Source organism: Paraburkholderia sp. CNPSo 3281 (genome assembly GCF_024206515.1).
Lineage (GTDB): Bacteria > Pseudomonadota > Gammaproteobacteria > Burkholderiales > Burkholderiaceae > Paraburkholderia > Paraburkholderia nodosa.
This window is the reverse complement of record NZ_JAMBPS010000078.1, coordinates 1-24,081: the sequence shown is the minus strand read 5'-3', so window position 1 is coordinate 24,081 and position 24,081 is coordinate 1. Positions and strand designations below refer to the sequence as shown.

Here is a 24,081-nt window from a genome sequence, read left to right as displayed (position 1 = left end):
CTACGCAAGATCGTCAAGACGCGTGGGCACTTCCCCACGGACGAGGCCGCGACCAAACTGCTGTGGCTGGCCTTGCGCAATATCACGGCTGACTGGAGCCGTGCCGCACATGACTGGAAAGCCGCGATGAACCAGTTCGCGATCCTCTACGAGGATCGCTTCACCAGGAATCATTTGTAGAATGCAATTGATGACCTGCCAGACGGCAGGTTTTTATCTGCCTTGCACACAAAAATTCAGACACTTCCTATTGTTCAGCAGATCAAAATAAAGAATGATGTTCCAAAAAAAACACAACTCATATTCGACCTCGTCAAAAGACTGCGCTGGCGCTCCGAGGACGATATACCTGCAGAGCCCGGCATCTGCTTTTTGGGTGCGTTTCTTCCTGGAAAAGCAACGGACAAGGAAGATGTCGGGACACAGTTTGTGTTTCCCAATAACCGGGATGTGAGTATCGGCATAGGCAGCGATTCAGGTATTCGCGAGTCCAATACTCTATTGCAACGCGGCGCCGAAATCAGCCGTGATTTGAACGCAATTGGGGGAAGGACTGTGCGCAAAGGCTCGGTCAAATTAGAGGGCATTGACGCGGAGGAGTGGCTTCTTACCGGCAAGACGGATCTAGGCGTTCAGGGGACCAAGTGCTTACTTGAAGCGAATTCAACGACGAGCGACGCCCAGTCGCCGCTGCTCACACTCGAGATGAACACCGGCTCTCCAAATGCATTTATGCAGGATCGCATCAAGGCTGCGTCCATGAGCGAGAGCGAAGCCGGCGCCGTGTGGGATATTGTGTCCCGCACACTTCGTCCGCGGCCGAACGGTTTCTGAGGGAGTGCCAATTCCAGTTGACTTCGCAAGCCTGCCCCCTGAGGAGCCTGTACCCGATAACCCACCATCGCGTCTACGCTGGACGATTGTCTTTTTCCTGATCGTGATCGTCGGCGCTTTCGTCGTGCTGTTTCTCTGGCCAAAGGGCGAACCAACCCAGACCCCCTGGTTCTGGACCTGCGTGACGGTTTATCCGTACGAGGTCGCCGCATTCGCGGTCTTGCGGCGCTACAGCGTTTACGAGGGCCGCCGGCTGGACGCCATCGTGTGAAACAACGCCCGTGAAAACTATGTGACCGACGTGTTTGCGCAGGCCAGTCGCCCGCTCGGCGTTCTTGCCGCGACCACGAGGTTTGCCAGTGAGGCGAGCGAAGACGCGATTGGAAAATTGCTGGACGGGTCAGTCAAGCTCGAACCGCGGACGGCTCTGAAGCCCGACACTCAACGCGCGTTGGTTCGAGCCACCGGACAGAACCAAGGATGGGATCCGGTTCAGGAACGACGACGAGCGCCGACGGTATGTCCTCGCACGGGCGTTCAGCGAGGGGACCGACGCGGTCGCGAAAGCGGTACGTTCGTTGCCACCAGACTTGGGGTTGAAGGTCCAGTTGATGCTACCGGGCATGGTCGACACGGACGAGTCGCTGGCGACCTGGAACAGGCAATGGGTATGGTCGGACCAGGCTGCAGAGAAACGCGAGCTCCTCTTTCGCCATCAGACGGTTATGCTGGACGGGCGATTTGATGCAATGCGGGCGAGCCACGCTGCACAGGCGCAGGAGCTCGAATTCCTGCGGTGGAACGCGTCCGGTCCGGGTAGTGCAGCACGGCAGGTTCCGCGACGCGCGGCCTGGCAATCCGCCGGCCCCTGTGAAAGCTGTCCGCAAGTCCGGCGTGAAGTTATGAGTCGCACAGGACGCAGTCGGCGGAAGGCGGCCTGCCCGAAGATCGGTGTGCTAATGCGCTACGAAGGGCGTGTGGTGCGGGTAGTGGCTGAAGCGCGCGGTCAGCGGGCGATCATCAAATCACTTGGCGAAGACGGACGCGCCTTCCGGAACTTGCATGTCGTCAATACACATTTCACACGCTCAAATAACTGGGGCTCGAGCCAAATACAAGGGGGAAGTGCGATCAAAACGCGGCAAACGTTTGCAAATACTTGTCCTGTAAAGGTTTTCTGAAGTTTCCCCTTTTGCTGCCGTAAACTCGTGCGCGGCTCCCGATTTTCTTGCCGAGCCCGCCAACGAGTCGCGCCGACGCCATACGGCGGCCCTTTTTGCAGCCGAATTCAATCAGGCGCATCAAGGTCCACCAGCCGCCGCCGCATTAACGCCCACCTGCAACTTTTTTTCCTCATCCAAGTGTCGTTCACGCTGGCAGATTCGCCGGGTCGCGCGCAGTCGCTTCGACCTTCCGGCTCGCAACCGCGCGTGGCCATCCGCGCGCTCGACGACGTCGCGCGCGCCGCCGACGCGGTGATGTATTCCACGCTCGTTCTCTCCGCTATCGCGGCGGTGCTGATCGGCTTCATCTATTACGAACCGCAGCTCGCGCTCGTAGGCGCCGCGCTGTTCCTCGGCGCCGGCAGCTTCGTGTTTTTCTGCGCGCGCGGCACGGCGCTTTCCCGCGTCGTGCTCGCGCTCGCCAATGCCGCGCTCGTCGCGCTGCATAGCATGACCACGACGATGGGCGCTATCGAAGCCTCGGCCAAGCGCATCTTCGAGATCGTTGATGTCATCGAGGGCATCGCGTTCCAGACCAACATTCTGGCGCTCAACGCGGCCGTGGAAGCCGCGCGCGCAGGCGAACAGGGGCGCGGCTTTGCCGTGGTGGCCGGCGAAGTGCGCAGCCTCGCGCAGCGCGCCTCGGCCGCCGCGCGCGAGATCCAGCAGCTCGTGGAGAACTCGGCGAACGAAGTCGGAGCAGGCACGCAGCTCGCCGGCGAGGCGCGCGCAGCGATGGAAAGTGTGGTGCGCAGCATTGGCCGCGCGGCCGACATCATGGGCGAGATTGCGGCGTCGAGCCACGAGCAGGCGCAGGGCATCGAGCAGGTCAACGCCATGGTCGCGCAGATGGACGACACCACGCGCCGCAACGCCGCTTTGGTGAACGAAGCGGCCGCCGCGTCGTCGTCGCTGCACGCGACGAGCGCGAAGCTGCGCGAGGTGCTCGGCCTCGTCGCGTTGTCGTGATAACGTGGGGCGACGCCCGGGGTGAACGAGTGGTGAACAAGGAGATATTCCCATGATGAGCGTGGTGGGCTGCATCGTCTACAAGCACAATCTGTGGCTCGTCGTCGTCGCGCTGCTGATCTGCGCCGCGGGCTCGTGGGTCGCGGCGCGGCTCGTCCTGCGCGCGTTCGCCACGCGTTCGCTGCAGCGCATGGGCTGGTCGTTCATCGCAGCCGTCGTGGCCGCCGCCGATATCTGGTGTACGCACTTCATCGCCATGCTCGGCTTCGAGCCGGGCGTGCCGATCGCCTTCGACCCCGTGCTGACCATCACGTCGCTGCTCATCGCGCTCGTGGGCAGCTTCGCGGGATTTCTGCTCGCCACGAGCCAGGCCGCGAACCGTCTCATGCGCGCGGCGCCCGCGCTGGGCGGCGCGATCGTCGGGCTGGCGGTCGCGCTCATGCATTACGCGGGCATGCTCGCGTATCGCGTGGAAGGCATCGTGATCTGGAATCGCATTGGGATCGCCTTGTCGATCGTGTTTGCGGTCTCGATCAGCGGGCTTGCGCTGCATCTCGCCGGCGTGGCCGCGAGGCGCCCGCAGGAGAACGCAGCCAGCGCGCGGGCAAGCGCCGACGCGTCCGCGCGCGTCGTGGCGGGCGTGCTCGCCCTCGCCATTGCCGCGCTGCACTTCACCGGCATGTCCGCGTTCCAGGTCGTGCCGATGGCGATCAACGGGCACTTTTCGAATCCCGCCGCGTTGCATGCGCTCGCGCTCGCCGTGGCGTGCATGGCGCTCGTGATCGCGGGCGCGGGCTGCGTGAGCTTTCTGCTCGACGACAGCGTGCGCGCCGAATCCGTCGAGCATTTGCGCACGATGGCGATGAGCGACATCCTCACCGGCCTGCCCAATCGCGCGAGCTTCAACGCACGCATCGACGCCGAACTGGCGCGCACGCAGGACACGCGCAAGCTCGCGCTCATCGGCATCGACCTGAACCGCTTCAAGGAAATCAACGACCTGCATGGCCATCATGCCGGCGACGAAGTGCTGCGCATTCTCGCGCGGCGTCTTTCGAGCCTGATGCGCGAAGGCGAGTTCGTGGCGCGCGTGGGCGGCGACGAGTTCGTGGCGCTCACGCGCTTCGCCTCGCGAGAGGAACTCGGCGATCTGCTCTCGCGTCTCGAAACCGCGCTGTACCGGCCGGTGCGCTACGACGACGCCGAAGTGCTCTCGGGCGCGAGCCTTGGCGTCGCCATTTATCCGGACGACGCCACCACCAAGACCGTGCTCATCAACAACGCCGACCTCGCCATGTACCGCGCGAAGGCGGACCTCGCGCAGTCGGTGTGCTTCTACGAGCCGGCGATGGACGAAATCGCGCGGGCGCGCCGCTCGCTCACGCACGACTTGCGCGAGGCGCTCGCGCGCGGGCAGTTGAGCGTGCACTACCAGGTGCAGACCTCGATCGCGAGCGGCGAAATTTGCGGCTATGAAGCGCTGCTGCGCTGGGAGCATCCGCGGCTCGGCTTCATCTCGCCCGCCGAATTCATTCCGCTCGCCGAAGAGAATGGCCTCATTCTCGGCATTGGCGCCTGGGTGCTGCGCGAGGCGTGCACGCGTGCCGTTTCGTGGTCGCCGCCTTACAAGGTGGCCGTGAATCTCTCGCCCGTGCAGTTCTCGCACGCGGATCTGCCGAAGCTCGTCGAGACCGTGCTGGTCGAGACCGGCCTCGCGCCCGAGCGGCTGGAACTGGAACTCACCGAGACGACCATTTTCGCGGACCGCGAGCGCTCGCTCGACGTGCTGCAGCGAATCAAGGCGATTGGCGTGAGCATCGCGCTGGACGATTTCGGCACCGGCTACTCGTCGCTCGACACGCTGCGCTCGTTCCCCTTCGACAAGATCAAGCTCGACCAGTCTTTCATCAGCGAGGCCGAGTCGAGCCGCCAGGCCACCGCGATCATTCGCGCGGTGCTCGCGCTCGGCAAGAGCCTCGGCATTCCGGTGCTGGCCGAAGGCATCGAAACCGAGGCGCAGCTCACGCTGCTCGCAGACGAAGGCTGCGACGAAGTGCAGGGCTTCCTGCTCGGCCGCCCGGCGCCGCTTAGCCATCTTGTGGCGAGCGGGCAGCTCTCGTTGCTCGCCGACGATAAAGAAGCGCTGGGCGCGGTGCGAGGTTAAACGCCCTCGCCACCGTAGTCCACGAAGCGCGGCGCGCACTGCGGCTGCCACGCGCCGCCGCTCTGTGCGAACGCGCCGCGCGCCGTGTTGTGCGCATCGAGCGGTGCTTCCGCAAGACTCAGCACGGGCGTGACGCACGCATCGCTGCCCTCGAACACAGTGGTCCATTCGTCGCGCGTGCGCATGGCGACCGCCTGGGCGATGCGTTCCTGCACGCGCGGCCAATGCGCACGGTCGCGCTGTGGCAGTTCGAGCAGGTCTTCGGCGCCAATCCCTTTCATGAACGCCGCGTAGAACTGCGGCTCGATGCAGCCCACGGCGATATAGCGGTTGTCCGCGCAACGATACGTGCGATAGAAAGGCGCGCCGCCGTCGAGCAGATTCGTGCCGCGCTCGTCCTGCCAGTGCCCCGCCGCGTAGAAGCCGTACATCATGCTCATCAGCATGGCCGCGCCGTCGGTCATCGCGGCGTCGACCACGCAGCCTTCGCCTGTCGAACGCGCGCGCAGAATTGCGGCCACCACGCCGAACGCGAGCAGCATGCCGCCCCCGCCGAAGTCGCCGACCAGATTGAGCGGCACTACAGGCTCGCCGCCCGCGAGACCCACCGCATGCAACGCACCCGAGATCGCGATGAAGTTGATATCGTGGCCCGCCGTGTGCGCGAGCGGCCCCGTTTGCCCCCAGCCGGTCATGCGTCCGTAGACGAGCGAGGCGCGCCGCGCGCGGCACACTTGCGGGCCGAGGCCGAGCCGCTCCATCACGCCTGGGCGAAAGCCTTCGATCAACGCATCGGCGCTCGCGATCAGATCGAGTGCGCGTGCAAGGTCGTCGCGGCTCTTGAGGTCGAGCGCAACGTATTCGCGCCCGCGCGCAAGCGGTCCGGACGGCGCGCCCGCGCCCTCGCGGCCGATGCAGATCACGCGTGCGCCCATTTGCGCGAGCAGCATGCCGCAGAACGGCGCCGGGCCAAGCCCCGCGAATTCCACGACGGTAACGCCTTCCAAAGGCTTGATCATGTGTGCGTTCCTGCCTGCTTCCTGGTGAGTCGATTAACGCGCCTTCACAGCGTGCGCGCGATGATTTCCTTCATGATCTCGTCGGTGCCGCCGTAGATGCGCATCACACGCGCGTCCACCCACGCGGTGCCCACCACGTACTCGGACATGTAGCCGTAGCCGCCGTGCAACTGCAGGAATTCGTCGAGCAACTGGTTCTGCAGTTCGGTGGCGTTGAGCTTCGCCATGGCGGCGTCCACGGGCGAAAGCTCACGCCGCAGGTGCCGCGCAATGCAGTGATCGACGTAGATGCGCACCATCTCCGCCTTCGCGCGCGCATGCGCGAGCTTGAAGCGCGCATTCTGGAAATCGAAGATGGCCTGGCCGAACACCTTGCGATCACGCGTATAGCGGATCGTGCGCTCGAGCATGCCCTCGATCGACGCAGCAGCGCGCACCGCGATCACGAGCCGCTCTTGCGCCAGTTCGCGCATGAGATACGAGAAGCCCTGGTTCTCTTCGCCAAGCCGCTGCGTGACGGGCACGCGCACGTCCTCGAAGAAAAGCTCGGACGTGTCTTGCGCGCGCAGGCCGATCTTGTCGAGCTTGCGGCCCTTGCTGAAGCCAGGCGTGCCTTCTTCGACCACGATCAGCGAAACGCCCTTGCCGCCCAGTTCGGGCGCGGTCTTGCACACCACCACCACGAGGCTCGCATTCTGTCCGTTCGTGATGAAGGTCTTCTGGCCGTTGATGACGTAGTGGTCTCCATCTTTGCGCGCGGTGGTGCGCACCGACTTGAGATCGCTGCCGGTGCCCGGCTCGGTCATGGCGATGGCGCCGATATGCTCGCCGCGCGCGAGCTTCGGCAGCCACTCGCGCTTTTGCGCCTCGCTGCCGTACGCGAAGATATAAGGTGCGACGATGTCCGAATGCAGCGGAAAGCCGATGCCGCTCGCATTCACGCGCGCGAGCTCCTCGATCATGATGGCCGCGTGGCCGAAGTCGCCGCCGCCACCGCCGTACTCTTCGGGAATCGTGCAGCACAGCAGCCCTTCCTCGCCCGCTCGCCGCCATACCGACTTCGGCACGATGCCGTCTTTTTCCCACTGATGATGGAACGGCACGATTTCGCGCTTGATAAAGCGCCGGGCCTGTTCGCGGAAAATCTCGTGATCGTCACGGAATACAGTGCGCATTGGGGTTGTCTTCAGTGTCTCGTGCTATTTCGTTATCCGTATCAAGCCGCGGGCTGCCGGTAGCGTTCCTTGAGAATGCGCCGTAGCAGCTTGCCGTTGTCGTGGCGCGGCAGCGCTTCCTCGAATTCGACCGAGCGCGGCACCTTGATAGGCGAAAGGCGCTCGCGGCAGAAGGCAATCAGGTCCTCGGCGAGTTGCGGGCTCGCGGCGTCGCGCTCGCGCGGCTGCACGACCGCTTTCACGGCCTCGCCGAACTCGCCGTGAGGCACGCCGATCACGGCGGCATCGGCCACGGCGGGATGCTCGGCGAGCACGTTCTCAATCTCCTGCGGATACACGTTCACGCCGCCGCTGATGATGAGGTCCACGCGCCGGTCGCTCAGATACAGATAGCCATCTGCATCGACATGGCCGATGTCGCCGTAGGTCGCCCAGCCGTGGCGGTTGTAGACGCTGCGCGTCTTCACCGGATCGTTGTGGTACTCGAAAGCGGGACCGCCTTCAAAAAACACGCGGCCAATCTCGCCCACAGGCAGTTCGTGATCCTCATCATCGACGATATGGATCTGTCCGTATTTCGAGCGCCCCACCGAGCCGCGATGCGCGAGCCATTCGTCGGAGTCGATCGCCGTGAGGCCCACGCTTTCCGAGCCCGCGTAGTACTCGTAGATCACCGGACCGAACCACGCGATCATCTGCTCCTTGATGTGCGGCGGACAGGGCGCCGCGGCGTGGATCGCCACGCGCAGGCTGCTCACGTCGTATTGTGTGCGCGTGGTCGCGGGCAGATTCAGGAGGCGGATGAACATCGTCGGCACCCACTGGCTGTGCGTGACACGGTAGCGCGCGATCGCGTCGAGCGCGGCCTCGGCGTCGAACTTCTGCAGCACGATGGCGCGGCCGCCCGTGTGCAGCATGCGCATGAGGTAGCGCAGCGGCGCGGCGTGGTAGAGCGGCGCGGTGCTCAGGTAGACGGAATCGGCGTTGAAGCCGAACGTCTTGCGCCATGCTGCGGTTTCGGTGCCGTCGGCATCGCGCTGCTCGAACGGCACGAGCGGCTTGCGGATGCCTTTGGGCAGGCCGGTCGTGCCCGATGAATAGAGGAAGTCGCGTCCGCGCGGAAGCGGCGGCAGCGGCGCGCTCGCATCGACCCCGGCGAGTGCCGCTTCGAACGAAGCGAAGCCGGGCAGCGTTTCACCCGCGCCAGCCACGAAACAGGCGACGCCCTGTGCGGCGCCTTCCGCCACGAGCGTGGCGGCGAGTTCGTGCATGGCCTGCGAAACGATCAGCACGCGCGCGCCGCAGTCCTCGAGGACGTGCGCGGCCTCGCGTGTTTTCAACTGGATGCTGATGGGGGTGTAATAGAGGCCGGCGCGTTCGGCGCCGATGGCGATGACGGCGAGCGCGGGGTGGTTCTCGAACAGCAGCGCGACGCCGTCGCCGGGTTGCAGGCCGAGGCCGAGGAGCCAGCGCGCGATGCGCTCCGCGCGTTCGTCCAGCTCCTTGTAGGTGATGATCTGGTTGAGTGCGGGGAAGCACAGGGCTTCCCGCGTGGGTGCTGCTACAGCTAGTTCGCGGACACGCTCCACGGTCTCGTCTCCATGTCATGCGCGGCCCCAGTCATGCTGCCGAGCGCTGCCTCCACGCGCCTGACAAGCGACATCAGCCGGGGGGCGATGTCGTCGGTCAGCTGGTTGCCGCTGATGTTGAAAACTGCAATCGAACAGCTAAAAACCCAATACTCGTCGTCGATCGGGGCGGACAACGGAATCGCCACCGAATGGATCTCGCGCTGCATGTCGCCGTGCGAGAGCGTGCAGCCGTGCGCACGCAACTCCTGCTGCGCAAGCGCGAGGCGCTGCGCGAGCAACTCGCCCTTTGCGGGATCGCGCGCGAGCGTTTCCTGCAAGTACTGCTCGCGCTCCGCGCCCGGCACGGTCCACAGATACGCGCGGCCCGACGCCGTGCGCGAAAGCGAGAGCCGCGTGCCCGTTTCCGAGCGGTACACCGCGCTGCCTTCGCCCTGAATCACTTCGGCGTACGCCATGTTCAGGCGGTAGCCCACCGCGAGCGTCACCTGGCCATGGCAGTAGTCGGCCAGCTCCTGCATCATCGGCCGCGCGATCTGCCGGATCGTCATGCGGCCGAGCGCCGGGGCGGCGAGGCTCAGCATCTCCGTGCCGAGCACATACTTCGAAATGCGCTCCGAATAGCGCAGCAGGCCGAACTCCGCGAGCGTGTTGATGAGCCGCAGCGCCGTGGGCTTGGGCAGCCCCGTGCGCTCGACCAGATCGCGCGCCGAAAGCTCCGCGTCTCCCATCGAAAAGCACTGCAGGATCCGGATGCCGCGCGCAAGCGCGCTCACGAGCTGCGAGTCGGCGGCATCGTCGGTGCGGGAGTTGGCCTGATCGTTCATTTCGGGTCCTTCGTCGGGCTAAGGGCGCGCCGCGCCAGTGCGGCGCGCGGCAAACCCCGGATTCTAGCTTTCTGCTGCACGCCGCAACAATTTTTAAGACGCCTGGCTCATTTTTTCGCCTTCGCGACTCCGCCGCTCTTCGCCGCGTGTTTCTGTCTCCTTTTTCGAACTCTCGGGCTCAAACTGTACAAACAGTGTTGCGGATCGCGAGCGAGAAATCAATGAAAATGATCCAGATGTACCAAAATATGTTAACCACTATTGAAATAGCTGGTCCGCGGGGTGTATTTTGAGTCAATCGTTTCATTTTTCATGTCACTTCAAACCGTTGAGAGAACCATGACCAACAGCGCGGTAATCGTCGACGCAGTGCGCAGCCCGATGGGCCGGACCAAGGCGGGCGGCGCCTTCGTCGACCTGCATCCTGTGGATCTGCTCTCGCAGGTCCTTCAGCAACTGATCGTGCGCAACGACCTCGACCCCGGCAGCGTGGACGACGTGATGATCGGCTGCGTGAGCCAGGTGGGCGAGCAGGCCTCCACGCCGGGCCGCCTCGCGTGGCTCGCGGCGGGCTTTGCGCAGCACGTGCCGTCCACCACCATCGAGCGCAAGTGCGGGTCGAGCCAGCAGGCGATCCATTTCGCCGCGCAGGCGATCATGGCGGGCGTCAACGAGATCGTCGTGGCCGGTGGCGTCGAGTCGATGAGCCGCGTGCCGATGGGCTCGTCGCGCATCGGCCGCGATCCGTATGGGGCGCTGTACCACGCGCGCTATCCCGAAGGCATGGTCGGGCAGGGCGTGAGCGCCGATCTCGTGGCGCAGAAGTGGGCGCTCACGCGCGAGGCGCTCGACGCGTACTCGGCGCAGTCGCACCGTCGCGCCGATGCCGCGCGCGCCGCGGGCCAGTTCGCGCGCGAGATCGTGCCGATCGATGTGTCAGGCCCCGAAGGCGTGCGTCGCGTGGAACTCGATGAAACCATCCGCGCCGGCACGACCGTCGAACGACTCGCGGGCCTCGCGCCTTCGTTCGAGAGCGCGGAACTGGAGGCGCGCTTTCCTGGCATCCGCTGGAACGTGACGGCGGGCAACGCCTCGCAAATCGCCGATGGCGCCTCGGCGTTGCTCATCATGAGCGAGCAGAAAGCGGCGCAGTTGGGATTGAAGCCGCGTGCGCGCATTGTGTCGGTCGACGTCTGCGGCGACGATCCGCTGATGATGCTGACCGCACCCATTCCCGCCACGCAACGTCTGCTGAAGAAACGCGGCCTCACCATCGACGATATTTCGCACTTCGAAGTGAACGAGGCATTTGCCGCCGTGCCGCTCGCCTGGCAGAAGGCGCTGGGCGCGGACGCGGCGCGGCTGAACCCGGCAGGCGGCGCGATCGCGCTCGGGCACCCGCTCGGCGCCTCGGGCGCGCGCCTCATGACCACGATGCTCAATTCGCTCGAAGTGAGCGGCGGCCGCTACGGCCTGCAGACGATGTGCGAGGCGGGCGGCATGGCCAACGCGACGCTCATCGAACGCCTCTAAAGCGCGACCACGAACAACGAAGGAGAAACGACACATGGACGAACAGAACAAATTCGCCGGCACGGTGGCGGTGGTGACGGGCGGCGCTTCGGGGCTGGGCCTCGCGAGCGCGAAGCGGCTGCTGGCAAAAGGCGCACAGGTCGTGATCGCCGACCTCGCCAGCTCACGCGGCGCGGCCGTGGCCGATGAACTCGGCGCGCACGCGAGCTTCGTGCCCGCCGACGTGACGAGCGCCGACGACATGAACGCCGTGTTCGAGGCGGCCACGAAGCGCGGCACGCTGCGCTCGCTCGTGCATTGCGCGGGCCGTGGCGGTGCGGTGCGCCTGATCGAGAAGGACGGTTCGCCGGGCTCGCTCGAAGCCTACGAGAACGTGGTGCGCGTGAATCTCTTCGGCACCTTCAACGCGCTGCGCCTCGCGGCGGCGGCGATGGCGCGCAACGAGCCCGATGCCGGAGGCGAGCGCGGCGCTTGCGTGCTCACCGCGTCGGTGGCCGCGTACGAAGGGCAGATCGGGCAGGTGCCGTATGCGTCGTCGAAGGCGGGCGTGGTGGGCATGACGCTCGTGGCCGCGCGCGACCTTGCGAGCAAGGGCATTCGTGTGTGTACGATCGCGCCTGGCCTGTTCGACACGCCGCTGCTCGCGCGCCTGCCCGAGGAGATTCGCGAATCGCTCGGCCGCATGGTGCCGTTTCCGCCGCGACTCGGTGAAGCCGACGAGTTCGCCGCGCTCGCGCTGCACATTCTCGAGAATCCGATGCTCAACGGCGAGACCATCCGCCTTGACGGCGCGATTCGCATGCAGCCGCGCTGAGCGAGGCCGACCATGAGCGACGAATTGCTGATCGAGACCCGCGACGGCATCCAGATCCTCACGATCAACCGTCCCGAGGCGCGCAACGCCTGCACGAAGGCAGTGGCCGAAGCGATAGCCGCCGCGCTGGACGAACTGGAACAGCGCGACGACCTGCGGCTCGCCATCATCACGGGCGCGGGCGGTACGTTTTGCGCGGGCATGGACCTGAAGGGCTTTCTCAAAGGCGAACGGCCGAGCCTGCCGGGCCGCGGCTTTGCCGGGCTCACTGAAGCGCCGCCGCGCAAGCCGCTCATTGCGGCGGTCGAAGGCTACGCGCTCGCTGGCGGATTCGAAGTCGTGCTGGCGAGCGATCTCGTCGTGGCCGCGAACAACGCGCAGTTCGGTCTGCCCGAAGTGAAGCGCGGGCTATGCGCTGCGGCTGGCGGATTGTTGCGTCTGCAACAGCAGTTGCCGGAGCGCATCGCCATGGAACTCGTGCTGACGGGCGACATGTTCGGCGCGCAACGGGCGTTCGAGTTCGGCCTCGTCAACCGTCTCACCGCGCCGGGCGAAGCGCTGGCGGGCGCGCTCGAACTCGCGCAGAAGATCGCGGCAAACGGGCCGCTCGCCGTGGCCGCGAGCAAGCGCGTGATGCGCGAGTCGCGCGACTGGTCCAGCGCGGAAATGTTAGCGCGTCAGCGCGAGATCACCGACCCCGTGTTCGCTTCCGCCGACGCGCGAGAGGGCTCGGCGGCGTTTGCGGAGAAGCGCCGGGCGGTGTGGCAGGGGAAGTAGTGCGCCCCTTTCGTCAAGCGTGTGTGAGTGTTCTTCGCAGGGCCGCGAAGAACAGCTCCGACTGCAATCGCTCGCCCTGAATCTGGTCGGCCACGCGCTGCGCGAGATCGGTCGCCACCGGCCGCAACACGCGCCCTGTGGAGCCCGCAAGCACCTGTGCGGCGCATGCGCGTTCCAGGTAATAGAGGTCGTCGAACGCGTAGTCGATGCGCTGGCCGCACACCACCACGCCGTGGTTGCCGAGGAAGCCGATATCCTTGCCGCCGAGCGCATGCGCAATGCGCTCGCCTTCCTCGGGGCCGAGCGCGAGCCCGTTGTATTCGCGGTCCAGCGCGACGCGGCCGTGGTAGCGCATGGCGTTCTGCGACAAGGTCGTATCGAGACCGCAGTCCTCCGTGAGCGTGAGGGCGGTGGCGTAGGGCATGTGGGTATGCAGCACACAGGCCTTCTTTGCGATCCCGTGGATGGCGGCGTGAATGAACATCGCCGTCGGTTCGACGGCATGGCGGCCTGCCATCACGCGCCCCTGTGTATCGACGATGACGATATCGTCCGCCATCACCTCGCTCCACATCAGGCCGCGCGGGTTCAGCAGAAACACGCCGTCTTCGCCGGGAAGCGCAACGCTGAAGTGATTGCATACGCCCTCACCCAGCCCGAAATGCGCGGCGGCACGCAGCGCGAGCGCTAGATCTGCGCGCAGCGTCGCGACTTCCGGGTGGTGGAACAACTCGTCGCTTTCAACGGCTCCGGCATGATGCACTGCATTGCTCATGGGTCGTGGCTCCTGTTTTTCAGATGACCGCGTTAGCACGAAATCCCACTCGCCCGCGACGTAGTAGCACTGCTGAATCTGTGGGGCAGCGCTCAAAGGTGCGCTTCATGGCGTCGAGCTTGTTCGTATGGCTAATGGATGCACGCCTTCGTCGGCGAGACGGCGCAAACGCCGGTTCACCGCTGCCGTGGAAAGGTTCACGCGCGCGCCGAGTTCGTTTTGGGGAATCTGGGCGTCGCGCTGGACTTCCATCAGGAGTTTGCGGTCGAAGGAGTCGAGATGTGTCGCCATTTACGCTGGAGCCTGAAAGTCGATATTTTTTTGCGTGACGTGACCGCATTATGAGACTTTTTCGCGGGGGCTGCGAAACATACGGCGAGATGGTCGCGAACCTCAGCGTTATCAGCGCGACCGATGGCAACCACGGCAAGGCGCTCGCGGCAGCCGCGCAATCCATTGGCTGCCACTGCGTCATCGTTCTGCATGCGAACGTCAGCGCCGAGCGCGAAGCGGCGATCGCCGCGTACGGCGCGCGTATCGTTCGCATCGCGGGCAACTATGACGAATCGGTCGAGCATACGGCGCAACTCGCGAAGACGAACGGCTGGCACGTCGTTTCCGATACCTCCTATGACGGCTACAAGGCGATCCCGCGCGACGTCATGCAAGGCTACGGCACCATCGCGGCGGAAGTCATCGAACAGTCCGGCGATGCGTGGACGCACGTGTTTCTGCAGGGCGGGGTGGGCGGTCTCGCGGCCGGTGTAGCCAGCTACCTGTGGGAGCATCAAGGCGCCGCGCGCCCGCGCTTCATCGTGGTCGAACCGCGCCAGGCCGACTGCCTGTATCAAAGCGCCATCGCGGGCCGCGCAGCGAGAGCCACGGATTCGGTCGATTCCGTGATGGCGGGCCTTGCGTGCGGGGAGACCTCGCCGCTCGCGTGGCAGATACTTGAGCCGTGTGTCGACAACTTCATGCTGATCGACGACGAAGACGCGGCGCGTCCGCACATGGGCGCCGATCCTATCGTCATCGCGGCGTAAATCGTGCTCGCGCTGCAAACCATCGTGTCGCGCAATCTCGACCTGAGCCTGCAAGCCGTGATCTCCTGCACGGAATTCATCACCGACGGCATTCGCAATGTGATTCCGTCGAACGTGATCATCAAGGGCGACACGCGCAGCTATTCGAAGGCAGTGCAAGCGCTGCTCGAAACCCGCATGCGGGAAGTCAGCGTCGGCATTTGCCAGACGCACGGCGCAGAATGCAGCTTCGAGTACACGCACGAGTTCGCGCCGACCGTGAATTCGGAGCAGTTCGTCGATGTGGCGGTGAACGCCGCTCGCAACGTGGCGGGAGACGCCGCCGTGGACGCCAACGTGCAGCCGATGATGATCTCCGAGGATTTCGGTGCGTTCCTGCAGGTCGTGCCCGGCAATTTCATCTTCATCGGCAACGGCGACGCGCCGGAGCGCGGCGGGATTCCGCTGCACAACGCCAGCTACGATTTCAACGACGATATCCTGATGACCGGCGCACGCTACTTCGCGGAAATCGCGCGCCCGCTCGCACGCACTATCGAAGCCCCCGCCGAACGCAGGGGTTTCTCGAACCGGCGCGTGACCTCGGGCGCGGGCCATGACGCCCAGATGGTTGCGCGTATCGCGCCGGCCGCGATGATCTTCCTGCCGAGCCGCGGCGGCATTAGCCACAATCCGCGCGAGCACACGGACGACGATCAGCTCATCGACGGCGCGAACGTGGTGCTGGACGTGGCCCTCGAGCGCGTCGGCACGGCGTGATGCCCGCGTGGCGCGCGATTAGGTTCCGACCGCCGCAGCCTCGTCGAGCGCGTCGTAAATGCCGATGACCCCCGCGGCTACATTGCTCCAATGATCGATGGCGTGTGTGCCGACCACATCGTCCTAGAACGACTCCGATCCATATTGAAGACGTTGCGCGTGCAACCGTCTCGTGTAGAGTTGCAGGTCGAACCCGGCGGTGATGCCCATTGCGCCCACTAACGCGTGTGCGCCGTTCGCCACCAGCGGCGCGGCGCGGCTCGCGCGCGCCTTCGCAATGGCCGCCGCGACGCGCGTGGCGGCAACGTGCTCGGCCATGACGCTCAACTGCTACTGCACGGCCTGAAACTTGCCGAGCGAGCGGCCAAACTGCTGACGGTCGTTCACGTAGGCGAGCGTCATGTCGAACACGCGTTGCATGCCGCCCGCCAACGTCGCGGCCGTGGGCGAGCGCGCCCAGCTCGCCCACGCCACGCACGGTTGCGCAGCGCTGCGCACGCCGTGGCGACATCATCCCGGGGTCCGGCACCCGTTTGAAGCCACCCACCCCTGGCGCCCCAATCCTGTGAACACCTCCCCTTAAACCCGGCTTTTCGAGCGATTAACCGGAAGGTGGTTGCCCGACAATCTCTAGAAACGCGGGGTGGGCTCGCACTTTCTCGAGGCAGATATGTCAAGCAGCATTACGATCACGGACGACCTGGTTGCTGAAATCGCGGAACGGATGGCCGACGAGGGCCAGAAGGTTTCTCCCATGGCCATCTGGTCCGAAGTTCATACCGGCTCGGTGGTCGCGGTGGCTGCCTCCCTGCGCAAGTGGCGCGAGGAGCGCGCGCCGCGCGTGCAGCAAGTCGTGGAACGCCCTGCGTTGCCGGAAACCGTGACGGATACGATGCGCGACGCGCTCGACCGTCTGTGGACGTCGGCGCAGGACGAGGCCGAGCGCGCCGTGGCGCGCCGCCTGCAGTCGATGCGCGAGCGCGTCGAGGACGCGTGCAATGAACGCGACAACGCGCTCGAAGAGCTGCAGACCACGGTCCAGGAACTCGACGCCCTGCAAGTCCAGCTGGACAAGATGACGCGCGCCTACGAGACCAAGGCCGATGCCGGGTCGGGTCTGGAGGAAGACATCGCGAGCGCGATTGAGCGCGCCGACGCAGCGGAAAAGCGCGCCGAGGAACTGGCCGAGCGCGTTTCGTCCCTCGAGGCAGAACTGGAGCGCGCGGTCGCCGAACTGGCCGCCGAGCGCGAAGCGCACGCGAGCCAGGCTGCCGAAGCGCAAGCGGCGAGCGAGCAGGCCGGGCCGGCAGCCTCGACCGAAAGCGACGGAGCTGAGCGCGCCGCGCTGGAAGCGGCGCATGCGGAAGCGGTTGCGAAGCTCGAAGGCGAACTCGAAGCGATTCGCGCGGCGCTGCAGGCCGAGCAGGAAGCGCACGCGGCCCAGCGCGACCAGGTCGCCGGTGCCCAGGCCGAGCGCGATGCCGCCGCCACCGAACTGCGGAATGCCCAGCAGCAGCTCGCCAGCCTGAGCGACGAGCGCACGGCCGACGCCTCCGAAATCGAGCGTCTCTCGGCGAGCTTGACCGAGGCGCAGGAGCGCGCCGACGCCGCGCAGCAGCGCGCGACCGAACTCGCCGAACTGGGCGAATTCGCCAAGGCCGCGGTGTCGAGCGAAGTCGGCGAGGGCGCAGCCGAGGCGCAGCCTGCGGCCGCCGATCCCGAAGAAGTCGAAGCGCTGAAGGCCCAGCTTGCCAGCGATACGGCCAAGCATGCCGCCGCGATTGCCGATGCGCGCGAGAACATCAAGCGCTGGTCCGAGTACGCGAACGGACTGAAGCAGCAACTGGCCCAGGCCAACGAAAAGGCGATCGTGGGTCTTGCCCGCAGCGCCGGCGAAGCCTCGCTGAGCCGCCGCCTCGCCGCCGAGCTGGGCCAGGTCGTGCCGGAGCATGAACTGCTGCGCAAGGAGTCCCAGCAGCAAGTGGTCGTCGAAGCGGTCAGCGCCCATCTCGAGCAGCAGGGCTATTCCTACGACGCCAAGACCGGCATGGTGACGAAGCTGAGCACCGAAAACGCGCCGGCCTGAGCGCGCCATAGACCGTCCGTTTGATGGCGCATCGCGAATGCGATGCGCCGGGCCGTTTCTCCATGACCGCTGCCCGAGTGCAGCGGTTTTTTTTCGCCCCCCCTTGATGGATCCGCAGGCTGCACACGCGCAGGCATTGGGACAAATGCCGACTTCCAGCCAGCCGAACGCCCGCTTTCCCGAAAACGAATTGTTGGCTTTGCGCGCCTGAACCACACTGGCACCTGTCCAGTGGCGCGCACAAGCAAATCAGGCGGCCGCCGCGCAGCACACTCCAAAGCACACAAAAGCCCCCAAAGGCAAAGGAGGAGACATGACGGGACCCAGGACGCAGCACGTGGGCATCGGCAAACCGCGACGCGGACGGCCCGCACCGGCGAACCTGCGCGGCGCGCTGGCGGCGGCGCTGGCCATCGCACTCGCGCCGTCGTTCGCGCACGCCATGGAGTGGCGCGTGGGCGTGGAACTCCCGCTCACCGGCGCGCTTGCGCAGGCGGGCACCGAAATGTACCGCGGCATTCAGGTGGCGGCCGACATCTACAACCGGCGTCATCCGCAGGACAAGATCACGCTGGTGGCCGTCGACGACGAATCGAACCCGGCCAAGGCCGTTGCCGCAGTCGAGCAGCTCGCCTCGCAGCACGTGGTCGCGATTGCGGGCGCGGCCAATTCGAACTGCGCCGGCCCGGCGTCGGAAGCCGCGAGCAAGGCGGGGCTCGTCTATGTGACCTCGGGCGGCACGAGCGATGACATGGTCACGCGCGGCCTGAAGAACTTCTTTCGCGTGAGCAACACGCCCGGCTACACGAAGGGCATGGTGGGCCTCTTCAACTCGCTGGGCGTGAAGTCGGTGGCCATCGTCTACTCGACGAAGGACGCAACGAGCGACCTTGCGAGGCAGCTCGACACGGCGCTCAAGGCGCAGGGCGCAAAGACCTTCCTGCATGCCTACGATCCTTCGATCAGCGACTTCAAGCCGCTCATCAACAAGGTCAAGCTGCAGGACAAGCCCGACGCCATGGCGATGCTCGGCTATGAGAACGACTACGTGGGCATTCTGCGCGCCTCGCGCGTGCTCAAGCCCGACCTGAAGGCGATTGCGGCGCCATGGGCGTTCGCGAGCCCGAAGATGGCGCAGTCGTTCCCCGACCTCGTGCCGAACGTGTATGGCGCGACCGTGCTCTCCTCGCCGGCTGACTACCGCTCGGCGGACCAGCGCGACTTCTCCGATACGTACCAGCGGCTTTTCAAGACCGGCTCGAACTATCAGTCGCAGACGTCGTTCGTCTACGCGCAACTGCTCTTCGACGCGATCGCGAACGCGCAGAAAGCGGGCACGCTCGACAAGGGCGGTCTGGCCGACACGCTGCGCGCCACCCGGCGCGACGACACGTTCATTGGCAAAGTGGCGTTCGACGCTCGCGGCGACAACGCGAACTACGTGGCGCACATGGGCCAGTTCGCGCACGACGGCAAGCTCGCGCTCGTCTGGCCCGCGAACTACGCAACGGCGAAACCGGTGTATCCGGGCGTGCCGTGGTAACAAAAACATAGAAGAACGAAACAGGGCGAGCGCCGCATGTGAACGGCGCCGCTTCCTATTCCCGACACCCAGGTTTGGAGGTTCGATGGTCCGCTTCGCGACTCGCAGCAAGCCGCGCGCCCTCGTGCGCGCACTCTTTCGCATCGGCGCGGGCGCCGCAAGCGCCTGCGCGCTGCTCGCCCATACGCCCGCCGCTTTTGCCGACACGCTGCCCGTGGGCGTGGAGTTGCCGCTCACCGGTTCGATGGCGCGGGCCGGCAACGCGCAACTCGAAGGCATCCGGCTCGCTGCCGATCTCTTCAACAATGGCAGCGGCAAGCACAAGGTCGCGCTCACCGTTGTCGACGACGAGGCGCAGCCCGCCAAGGCCGTTTCGGCGGTGGAGAAACTGGCATCGCAAGGCGTGCTCGCCATAACGGGTGGCTACGGCTCCAATTCGGTGAGCCCGGCTTCGGAAGCGGCCGACAAGGCGGGCATCGTCTATATCACCTCGGGGGCCGTGGACAGCGCGATGACCACGCGCGGCCTCAAGCACTTTTTCCGCATCGGGCCCGCATCGGGCTACTCGAAGGCCGTGGTGGGGCAGTTGAACGCCATGGGCGTGAAGTCGGTTTCGATTCTCGCCTCGACGAAGCAGGCTACCACCGACCTCAGCAACGAAGTCTCGACGCAACTGCACGCGCAGGGCGTGACGGTGACGGTGCATGCGTTCGACCCGGCGATGACGGACTTCAAGCCGCTCGTGAACAAGGTGCGCTTGCAGGACAAACCTGAAGTTCTGCTGATGATCGCGTACGAGAACGACTATATCGGCATTCTGCGCGCCGCCAAGGTGCTGCGCCCGCAACTGAAAGCCGTGATGGGCGCTTGGTCCATCGTCACGCCGAAGATGACCACCGACTATCCCGATCTCGTGAACAACGTGATCGGCTGCGCGATGCTGCCGTACCCCGCGGACTTCGGCACGGCCGACGGCAAAGCTTTCGTGCAGGCGTACCAGGCTGCCTATCACAAGGAACCCGACTACCTGGCCGAATTCGCCTACGTGCAGTCGCGGCTGTTGTTCGACGCCATGGCGCGCGCTGCCGACGCGGGCACGCTCAAGCAGGACGGCATTGCCGCCGAACTGCGCGCGAAGCCGCACGACACGCTGATCGGCAAGGTGAGCTTCGCGCCGAACGGCGACAACCCCGCGTTCCTGAACAACATGGCGCAGATCCAGGGCAACCGCATCGTGCTCGTGTGGCCGAAGGAGCGCGCCACGGGCAAGTTGAACTACCCCGCGCTGCCGTGGTAATTGCGCGCGCAACGAAGGAGGAGCCTCGATGACGGACCTGTTGCTGCAATCGCTATATTCGGGCGTGCTCGTGGGCGGCGCTTACGCGCTCGTCGCGCTGGGGCTCGCACTGGTGTTCGGCTCGATGCGCATCATCAATCTTGCCCACGGCGAGCTGGTGCTGCTTGCCGCCTATATCGCCTACACGTTTGAGACGAAGCTCGGCCTCAATCCCGTGTTCGCGATTCCGGTGGCGATTCCCGTGGTCTGCGCGGCCGCCGCCGCCGCGTGGTATCTGGTTAGCCGCATCAAACGCGACCGTGAACTGAACTCGCTGATCCTGACCTACGGCATCGGCATCGTGCTGACCAACGCCGTGCTGCTGGGCTGGGGCGCCGACGTGCACTCGACCGGCAGCGCATGGCTACAGGACAGCGTGATGCTCGGCAACCTGCTTTCCATGCGCAGCGAAGTGCTCTCGTTCGGTATCAGCGTCGTGCTGATGCTCGCACTCTGGTGGTGGCTCTCGCGTTCGTGGTATGGCCGCGCCGTGCGCGCGATCTCCAGCAACCGCGATGCGGCGCGCCTGATGGGTATCGACCCGCGCAAGACCGAACTGATCTCGTTCATTGTGGCGGGGCTGCTCGCTTCGTGCGCAGGCGTGTCGATCTACGCGTCGAGCGCGATCCAGCCTTCCGTTGGCGAAGCGCTGACCGTCAAGGCGTTCATCATCACCGTGCTCGCGGGCGTGGGCTCGATTCCGGGCGTGCTGGCGGGCGCGATGCTGCTCGGCATTACCGAAGCGCTCACCGTTACGCTCGCCAGTTCGGCGTTGCAGGAACTCGCGGGCATGCTGCTGTTTCTGCTCGTGCTCTACGTGCTGCCGAACGGTTTGTTCGGTGTGGCGAAACGAAGGGGATGAGATCGATGTCGACATTGAAAACCACAACGGCCTGGTCCGGCCCGCGCCTGGCGGGGCTCGCCGTGGCGCTGGCCGTGCTGTATGCGGGCGTGCCGCTCGTGTTCGGGCAGAACCTGTATCTGATGAGCCTGGCGGTCGCCTCGCTCACGATCGCGGGCGTGGCGCTCGCGTGGGCGCTGCTCGGCAACCTCGGCGGCATGGTGAGCTTTGGACACGCGGCGTTTTTCGGCGTGGGTTCGTATATCTCCGCGCTGCTGACGCTCAAGGCCGGCTGGCCCGTGTTTCCCGCGATGCTCGCGGGCGGTGTGGGAGCGGCAATCGCCTCGCTCGCCATGGCGCCCGCACTGCGCCTGAAGGGGCCGTACTTCGCGCTCGCCATCCTCGCGTATGCGCAGATCTTCCGCATCATCGCGACCGAATGGTCCGATCTCACGGGCGGCGCGAGCGGCCTTTCCAGCATTCCGGGGCTGCCGAAGGTCGCGGGCTTCGACTTCGGCAGCAAGAGCGGCGGCTATCTCGTCGTGCTCACGCTCGTGCTCGTGTTCGCCGCGATCTATGCGCGGCTGCGCGGCAGCCATGTGGGACTCGCGCTGCGGGCGATGCACGAGTCGGAGGACGCCACGCGCGTGGTGGGCGTGAACAGCGTGATGCTCAAGCTCGCCATGCTGATGCTTTCGGCGCTGATGACGGGGCTGGTGGGCGCCTTCAACGCGCACTACATCAACTTTCTCGAACCCGATTACGCGTTCAACGCGAGCTGGGCCGTCGTGCCGATCATTGCGGCGATCTGCGGCGGCTATCGCACCATACTCGGGCCGCTGGTGGGCGCGGTGACGGTCTATCTGGTCGATCAGCTCGTGCTCAAGAGCCTGCTGCCGACGGGGCACCAGATCGTGTTGGGCATCCTGCTCGTGGCGATGATCATCGTGAGCCCCGCGGGTCTGACCGCGCTGCGCTTCAAACGTACCCGGCGAGGTGTCTATGCAGCAAGCTGAACAGCCGGCGGAACTGCGCCTGCAGGACGTGTCGATCCGCTTCGGCGGCATCACGGCGGTCAACGGTGTATCGCTCTCGCTCGGCACGCGCGACGTGGTGGGGCTGGTCGGCCCGAACGGCGCGGGCAAGACGACGTTTTTCAACGCGATTTCAGGGCTCGTGCGGCCCACGAGCGGCACGATCCGTTTCGGCGACGTGGATCTGTTGAAAGCACCGCTCTACCGGCGCGCGCGCCTTGGCATCGGGCGCACGTTCCAGGTGCCGCAGCCCATGCACGAACTCACGGTGCGCGAGAACCTGATCGTCGCGCAACGCTTCGGCACGGGGCGAGTGGACGAGGCGCGCATCGACGAAATCCTCGCGTTCCTGGGACTCGAAGGCAAGGCGCAGCGCGACGCGGCCACGGAACTCGCGCTCACCGAACTCAAGGCACTGGAGGTGGCGAAGGCGCTCGCGACGGGGCCGAAGCTGCTGTTGCTCGACGAAGTGCTGGGGGGCCTCGAGACGGCCACCAAGCGCCGCTTCATGCAAACGCTGCTGGCGGTGCACGAGCGATACAACGTAGGCATCCTGATCATCGAGCACGATATCGAGACCGTGATGAACCTGTGCAGGCGCGTGTGCGTGCTCAACTTCGGCAAGCTGATCGCCGATGGGCCGCCTGCCGAAGTGTTCCGCGATCCCGAAGTCGTGCGCAGCTATACGGGGGAGGCGGCCCATGCTTGAGGTCAGCAGCGCCCGCGCCGGCTATGGCGCGATCAACGTGTTATGGGACGTTTCGCTCAATATCGCGAGCGGCGAGGTCACGACCATCGTGGGTCCGAACGGCGCGGGCAAGACCACGCTGCTGCGCGCGATCATGGGGCTCGTGCCGCTGGAGCGCGGCCAGATCACCTTCGACGGCGCGCCGCTCGCGGGCGTGCCCACCTGGGACATGGCGCAGCGCGGTATTGCGATGGTGCCCGAAGGGCGCATGATCTTCCGCGACATGTCGATCGAGGAGAACCTGATGCTGGGCGCGTTTGCGAAAACGCGGCGCGCTGGGGCGAAATCGCAGCTCGAGGAGGTCTACGCGCTGTTTCCGCTGCTCAAGGAGCGTCGCGCGCTGCCTGCGGGCACGCTATCCGGTGGGCAGGCGCAGATGCTGGCGCTGGGCCGCGGGCTCATGTCCTCGCCGCAGCTCATGCTGATCGATGAGCCTTCGCTTGGGCTTGCGCCTGTGATGGTGCAGGAGGTGTTCGCGATTCTCGATCGGCTCAAGGGGGCGGGGCGCACTATCGTGCTGGTGGAGCAGAATACCAATATGGCGTTGCGGCTCGCTGATCAGGTTTATCTCATGCAGGGCGGGAAGGTTACCTTTGCTGCGCGCGCTAAGGATGTGAATGTGGATGAGCTTCACGATATGTATTTCGCGCGTTAGCTTTTTTTGTTGTGGTTCCTGGCTGTTTTCGCGTTTCCTTGTTTTCGCGTCGGTATGCAGGCGTTGCCCCTGTGCGGGGCGGCACCTACTTTCTTTGCAGCGGTGTACAGACCGGAGACATGATTGACAGGTGTATGGGGACATGGTTGACACTTTTGGGCAACCCAACGCCCGAATCCATCCATGCCCTGGAATGTAAAAGACACCATGAGCCTCAGACAGGAATTCGTCAGTCTGGCAGCCGCACAGAGCCTGCCCTTCAGTGAGCTGTGCCGGCGTTTCAACATCAGCCGCCAGACCGGCTACAAATGGCTTGAACGCCATCGCGACGAAGGCC

21 protein-coding genes and 4 pseudogenes are annotated in these 24,081 nt (G+C 65.3%); 17 read left to right on the top strand and 8 right to left on the bottom strand.

Annotated elements, in window-relative coordinates; genetic code table 11:
- The 3 genes and pseudogenes from M3I56_RS37175 to M3I56_RS37165 form a co-directional block, all read left to right on the top strand.
- Window positions 1-180, top strand: a pseudogene (locus M3I56_RS37175) (IS256 family transposase); the annotation flags it as partial.
- Between the two features lie 42 nt (window positions 181-222).
- The gene (locus M3I56_RS37170) at window positions 223-834 is read left to right on the top strand and encodes a T6SS immunity protein Tli4 family protein (RefSeq protein ID WP_254358206.1); all 612 of its coding nucleotides are present in this window, start codon (window positions 223-225) and stop codon (window positions 832-834) included.
- 4 nt (window positions 835-838) lie between these two features.
- Complete coding sequence (locus M3I56_RS37165) at window positions 839-1,105, top strand: hypothetical protein (RefSeq protein WP_254358204.1); 267 nt, start codon at window positions 839-841, stop codon at window positions 1,103-1,105.
- Between the two features lie 860 nt (window positions 1,106-1,965).
- On the opposite strand, the gene M3I56_RS37160 is transcribed toward M3I56_RS37165, so the two are convergent.
- On the bottom strand, window positions 1,966-2,136 hold the full coding sequence (locus tag M3I56_RS37160; RefSeq protein WP_254358202.1) for a hypothetical protein: 171 nt from the start codon (window positions 2,134-2,136) through the stop codon (window positions 1,966-1,968).
- 128 nt (window positions 2,137-2,264) lie between these two features.
- Here M3I56_RS37160 and M3I56_RS37155 point away from each other — a divergent pair, with 128 nt between their 5' ends.
- Window positions 2,265-3,026 (top strand): methyl-accepting chemotaxis protein, encoded by a 762-nt coding sequence (locus M3I56_RS37155; protein ID WP_309249210.1) that lies wholly within the window; start codon window positions 2,265-2,267, stop codon window positions 3,024-3,026.
- 52 nt (window positions 3,027-3,078) lie between these two features.
- Window positions 3,079-5,190: a bifunctional diguanylate cyclase/phosphodiesterase gene (locus M3I56_RS37150; protein ID WP_254358200.1), complete on the top strand. Its 2,112-nt coding sequence runs from the start codon at window positions 3,079-3,081 to the stop codon at window positions 5,188-5,190.
- Here M3I56_RS37150 and M3I56_RS37145 read toward each other — a convergent pair.
- Genes M3I56_RS37145 through M3I56_RS37130 form a run of 4 tightly spaced genes read right to left on the bottom strand, consistent with a single transcriptional unit; the run spans window position 5,187 to window position 9,800 of the window.
- A complete protein-coding gene (locus M3I56_RS37145; RefSeq protein ID WP_254358199.1) occupies window positions 5,187-6,209 on the bottom strand; it encodes a CaiB/BaiF CoA-transferase family protein in 1,023 nt (340 codons plus the stop codon). The genes M3I56_RS37150 and M3I56_RS37145 overlap by 4 nt on opposite strands.
- Before the next feature lie 44 nt (window positions 6,210-6,253).
- On the bottom strand, window positions 6,254-7,384 hold the full coding sequence (locus tag M3I56_RS37140) for an acyl-CoA dehydrogenase family protein (protein WP_254358197.1): 1,131 nt from the start codon (window positions 7,382-7,384) through the stop codon (window positions 6,254-6,256).
- Window positions 7,385-7,425: 41 nt separating this feature from the next.
- On the bottom strand, window positions 7,426-8,973 hold the full coding sequence (locus tag M3I56_RS37135) for an AMP-binding protein (RefSeq protein ID WP_254358196.1): 1,548 nt from the start codon (window positions 8,971-8,973) through the stop codon (window positions 7,426-7,428).
- A complete protein-coding gene (locus M3I56_RS37130) occupies window positions 8,952-9,800 on the bottom strand; it encodes an IclR family transcriptional regulator (RefSeq protein WP_254358195.1) in 849 nt (282 codons plus the stop codon). Before M3I56_RS37130 ends, M3I56_RS37135 begins: the two co-directional genes overlap by 22 nt.
- Before the next feature lie 339 nt (window positions 9,801-10,139).
- On the opposite strand from M3I56_RS37130, the gene M3I56_RS37125 reads away from it, so the two are divergent.
- Genes M3I56_RS37125 through M3I56_RS37115 form a run of 3 tightly spaced genes read left to right on the top strand, consistent with a single transcriptional unit; the run spans window position 10,140 to window position 12,924 of the window.
- On the top strand, window positions 10,140-11,333 hold the full coding sequence (locus tag M3I56_RS37125; RefSeq protein ID WP_254358194.1) for a thiolase family protein: 1,194 nt from the start codon (window positions 10,140-10,142) through the stop codon (window positions 11,331-11,333).
- Between the two features lie 34 nt (window positions 11,334-11,367).
- Window positions 11,368-12,147 carry an SDR family NAD(P)-dependent oxidoreductase gene (locus M3I56_RS37120; protein WP_028208365.1) on the top strand — a complete coding sequence of 260 codons (780 nt, stop codon included), beginning with the start codon at window positions 11,368-11,370 and terminating at the stop codon, window positions 12,145-12,147.
- Window positions 12,148-12,159: 12 nt separating this feature from the next.
- Complete coding sequence (locus M3I56_RS37115; RefSeq protein WP_254358193.1) at window positions 12,160-12,924, top strand: crotonase/enoyl-CoA hydratase family protein; 765 nt, start codon at window positions 12,160-12,162, stop codon at window positions 12,922-12,924.
- Between the two features lie 13 nt (window positions 12,925-12,937).
- On the opposite strand, the gene M3I56_RS37110 is transcribed toward M3I56_RS37115, so the two are convergent.
- Together M3I56_RS37110 and M3I56_RS37105 are read right to left on the bottom strand one after the other, a co-directional pair.
- Window positions 12,938-13,699 (bottom strand): aldolase, encoded by a 762-nt coding sequence (locus tag M3I56_RS37110; protein WP_254358209.1) that lies wholly within the window; start codon window positions 13,697-13,699, stop codon window positions 12,938-12,940.
- A gap of 33 nt (window positions 13,700-13,732) precedes the next feature.
- Window positions 13,733-13,990 (bottom strand): annotated as a pseudogene (locus M3I56_RS37105) (Lrp/AsnC family transcriptional regulator); the annotation flags it as partial.
- Between the two features lie 80 nt (window positions 13,991-14,070).
- Between M3I56_RS37105 and M3I56_RS37100 the strand changes: the two are divergent.
- Window positions 14,071-15,501, top strand: a pseudogene (locus tag M3I56_RS37100) (diaminopropionate ammonia-lyase); the annotation flags it as partial.
- Window positions 15,502-15,627: 126 nt separating this feature from the next.
- Here the strand turns inward: M3I56_RS37100 and M3I56_RS37090 are convergent.
- Window positions 15,628-15,942, bottom strand: a pseudogene (locus M3I56_RS37090) (acyl-CoA dehydrogenase family protein); the annotation flags it as partial.
- 229 nt (window positions 15,943-16,171) lie between these two features.
- Here M3I56_RS37090 and M3I56_RS37085 point away from each other — a divergent pair.
- From M3I56_RS37085 to M3I56_RS37050, 8 genes are all read left to right on the top strand, one after another.
- Window positions 16,172-17,587, top strand: a complete 1,416-nt coding sequence (locus tag M3I56_RS37085; RefSeq protein WP_254358192.1) for a DNA-binding protein — start codon at window positions 16,172-16,174, stop codon at window positions 17,585-17,587.
- A gap of 313 nt (window positions 17,588-17,900) precedes the next feature.
- Window positions 17,901-19,130, top strand: coding sequence for an ABC transporter substrate-binding protein (locus M3I56_RS37080; RefSeq protein WP_254358191.1), 1,230 nt, complete (start codon window positions 17,901-17,903; stop codon window positions 19,128-19,130).
- Between the two features lie 85 nt (window positions 19,131-19,215).
- Window positions 19,216-20,427 carry an ABC transporter substrate-binding protein gene (locus tag M3I56_RS37075; RefSeq protein WP_254358189.1) on the top strand — a complete coding sequence of 404 codons (1,212 nt, stop codon included), beginning with the start codon at window positions 19,216-19,218 and terminating at the stop codon, window positions 20,425-20,427.
- A gap of 28 nt (window positions 20,428-20,455) precedes the next feature.
- Window positions 20,456-21,328, top strand: a complete 873-nt coding sequence (locus M3I56_RS37070; protein ID WP_254358187.1) for a branched-chain amino acid ABC transporter permease — start codon at window positions 20,456-20,458, stop codon at window positions 21,326-21,328.
- Window positions 21,329-21,333: 5 nt separating this feature from the next.
- Window positions 21,334-22,323 carry a branched-chain amino acid ABC transporter permease gene (locus M3I56_RS37065; protein ID WP_254358186.1) on the top strand — a complete coding sequence of 330 codons (990 nt, stop codon included), beginning with the start codon at window positions 21,334-21,336 and terminating at the stop codon, window positions 22,321-22,323.
- Complete coding sequence (locus tag M3I56_RS37060) at window positions 22,310-23,050, top strand: ABC transporter ATP-binding protein (protein WP_254358185.1); 741 nt, start codon at window positions 22,310-22,312, stop codon at window positions 23,048-23,050. Before M3I56_RS37065 ends, M3I56_RS37060 begins: the two co-directional genes overlap by 14 nt.
- Complete coding sequence (locus tag M3I56_RS37055) at window positions 23,043-23,744, top strand: ABC transporter ATP-binding protein (RefSeq protein ID WP_254341874.1); 702 nt, start codon at window positions 23,043-23,045, stop codon at window positions 23,742-23,744. The genes M3I56_RS37060 and M3I56_RS37055 overlap by 8 nt, the downstream gene beginning before the upstream one ends.
- 183 nt (window positions 23,745-23,927) lie before the next feature.
- Window positions 23,928-24,081: helix-turn-helix domain-containing protein (locus tag M3I56_RS37050; protein WP_254358207.1), on the top strand; the 154-nt coding region annotated here is incomplete at its 3' end.

Excerpts from the sequence above, each read along its gene's own strand:
- M3I56_RS37160 (WP_254358202.1), bottom strand. The coding sequence starts at position 2,136 with ATGCGCCTGATTGAATTCGGCTGCAAAAAGGGCCGCCGTATGGCGTCG.
- M3I56_RS37150 (WP_254358200.1), top strand. The coding sequence starts at position 3,079 with ATGATGAGCGTGGTGGGCTGCATCGTCTACAAGCACAATCTGTGGCTC.
- M3I56_RS37145 (WP_254358199.1), bottom strand. The coding sequence starts at position 6,209 with ATGATCAAGCCTTTGGAAGGCGTTACCGTCGTGGAATTCGCGGGGCTT.
- M3I56_RS37140 (WP_254358197.1), bottom strand. The coding sequence starts at position 7,384 with ATGCGCACTGTATTCCGTGACGATCACGAGATTTTCCGCGAACAGGCC.
- M3I56_RS37130 (WP_254358195.1), bottom strand. The coding sequence starts at position 9,800 with ATGAACGATCAGGCCAACTCCCGCACCGACGATGCCGCCGACTCGCAG.
- M3I56_RS37125 (WP_254358194.1), top strand. The coding sequence starts at position 10,140 with ATGACCAACAGCGCGGTAATCGTCGACGCAGTGCGCAGCCCGATGGGC.
- M3I56_RS37120 (WP_028208365.1), top strand. The coding sequence starts at position 11,368 with ATGGACGAACAGAACAAATTCGCCGGCACGGTGGCGGTGGTGACGGGC.
- M3I56_RS37115 (WP_254358193.1), top strand. The coding sequence starts at position 12,160 with ATGAGCGACGAATTGCTGATCGAGACCCGCGACGGCATCCAGATCCTC.
- M3I56_RS37110 (WP_254358209.1), bottom strand. The coding sequence starts at position 13,699 with ATGAGCAATGCAGTGCATCATGCCGGAGCCGTTGAAAGCGACGAGTTG.
- M3I56_RS37085 (WP_254358192.1), top strand. The coding sequence starts at position 16,172 with ATGTCAAGCAGCATTACGATCACGGACGACCTGGTTGCTGAAATCGCG.
- M3I56_RS37080 (WP_254358191.1), top strand. The coding sequence starts at position 17,901 with ATGACGGGACCCAGGACGCAGCACGTGGGCATCGGCAAACCGCGACGC.
- M3I56_RS37075 (WP_254358189.1), top strand. The coding sequence starts at position 19,216 with ATGGTCCGCTTCGCGACTCGCAGCAAGCCGCGCGCCCTCGTGCGCGCA.
- M3I56_RS37070 (WP_254358187.1), top strand. The coding sequence starts at position 20,456 with ATGACGGACCTGTTGCTGCAATCGCTATATTCGGGCGTGCTCGTGGGC.
- M3I56_RS37065 (WP_254358186.1), top strand. The coding sequence starts at position 21,334 with ATGTCGACATTGAAAACCACAACGGCCTGGTCCGGCCCGCGCCTGGCG.
- M3I56_RS37060 (WP_254358185.1), top strand. The coding sequence starts at position 22,310 with ATGCAGCAAGCTGAACAGCCGGCGGAACTGCGCCTGCAGGACGTGTCG.
- M3I56_RS37055 (WP_254341874.1), top strand. The coding sequence starts at position 23,043 with ATGCTTGAGGTCAGCAGCGCCCGCGCCGGCTATGGCGCGATCAACGTG.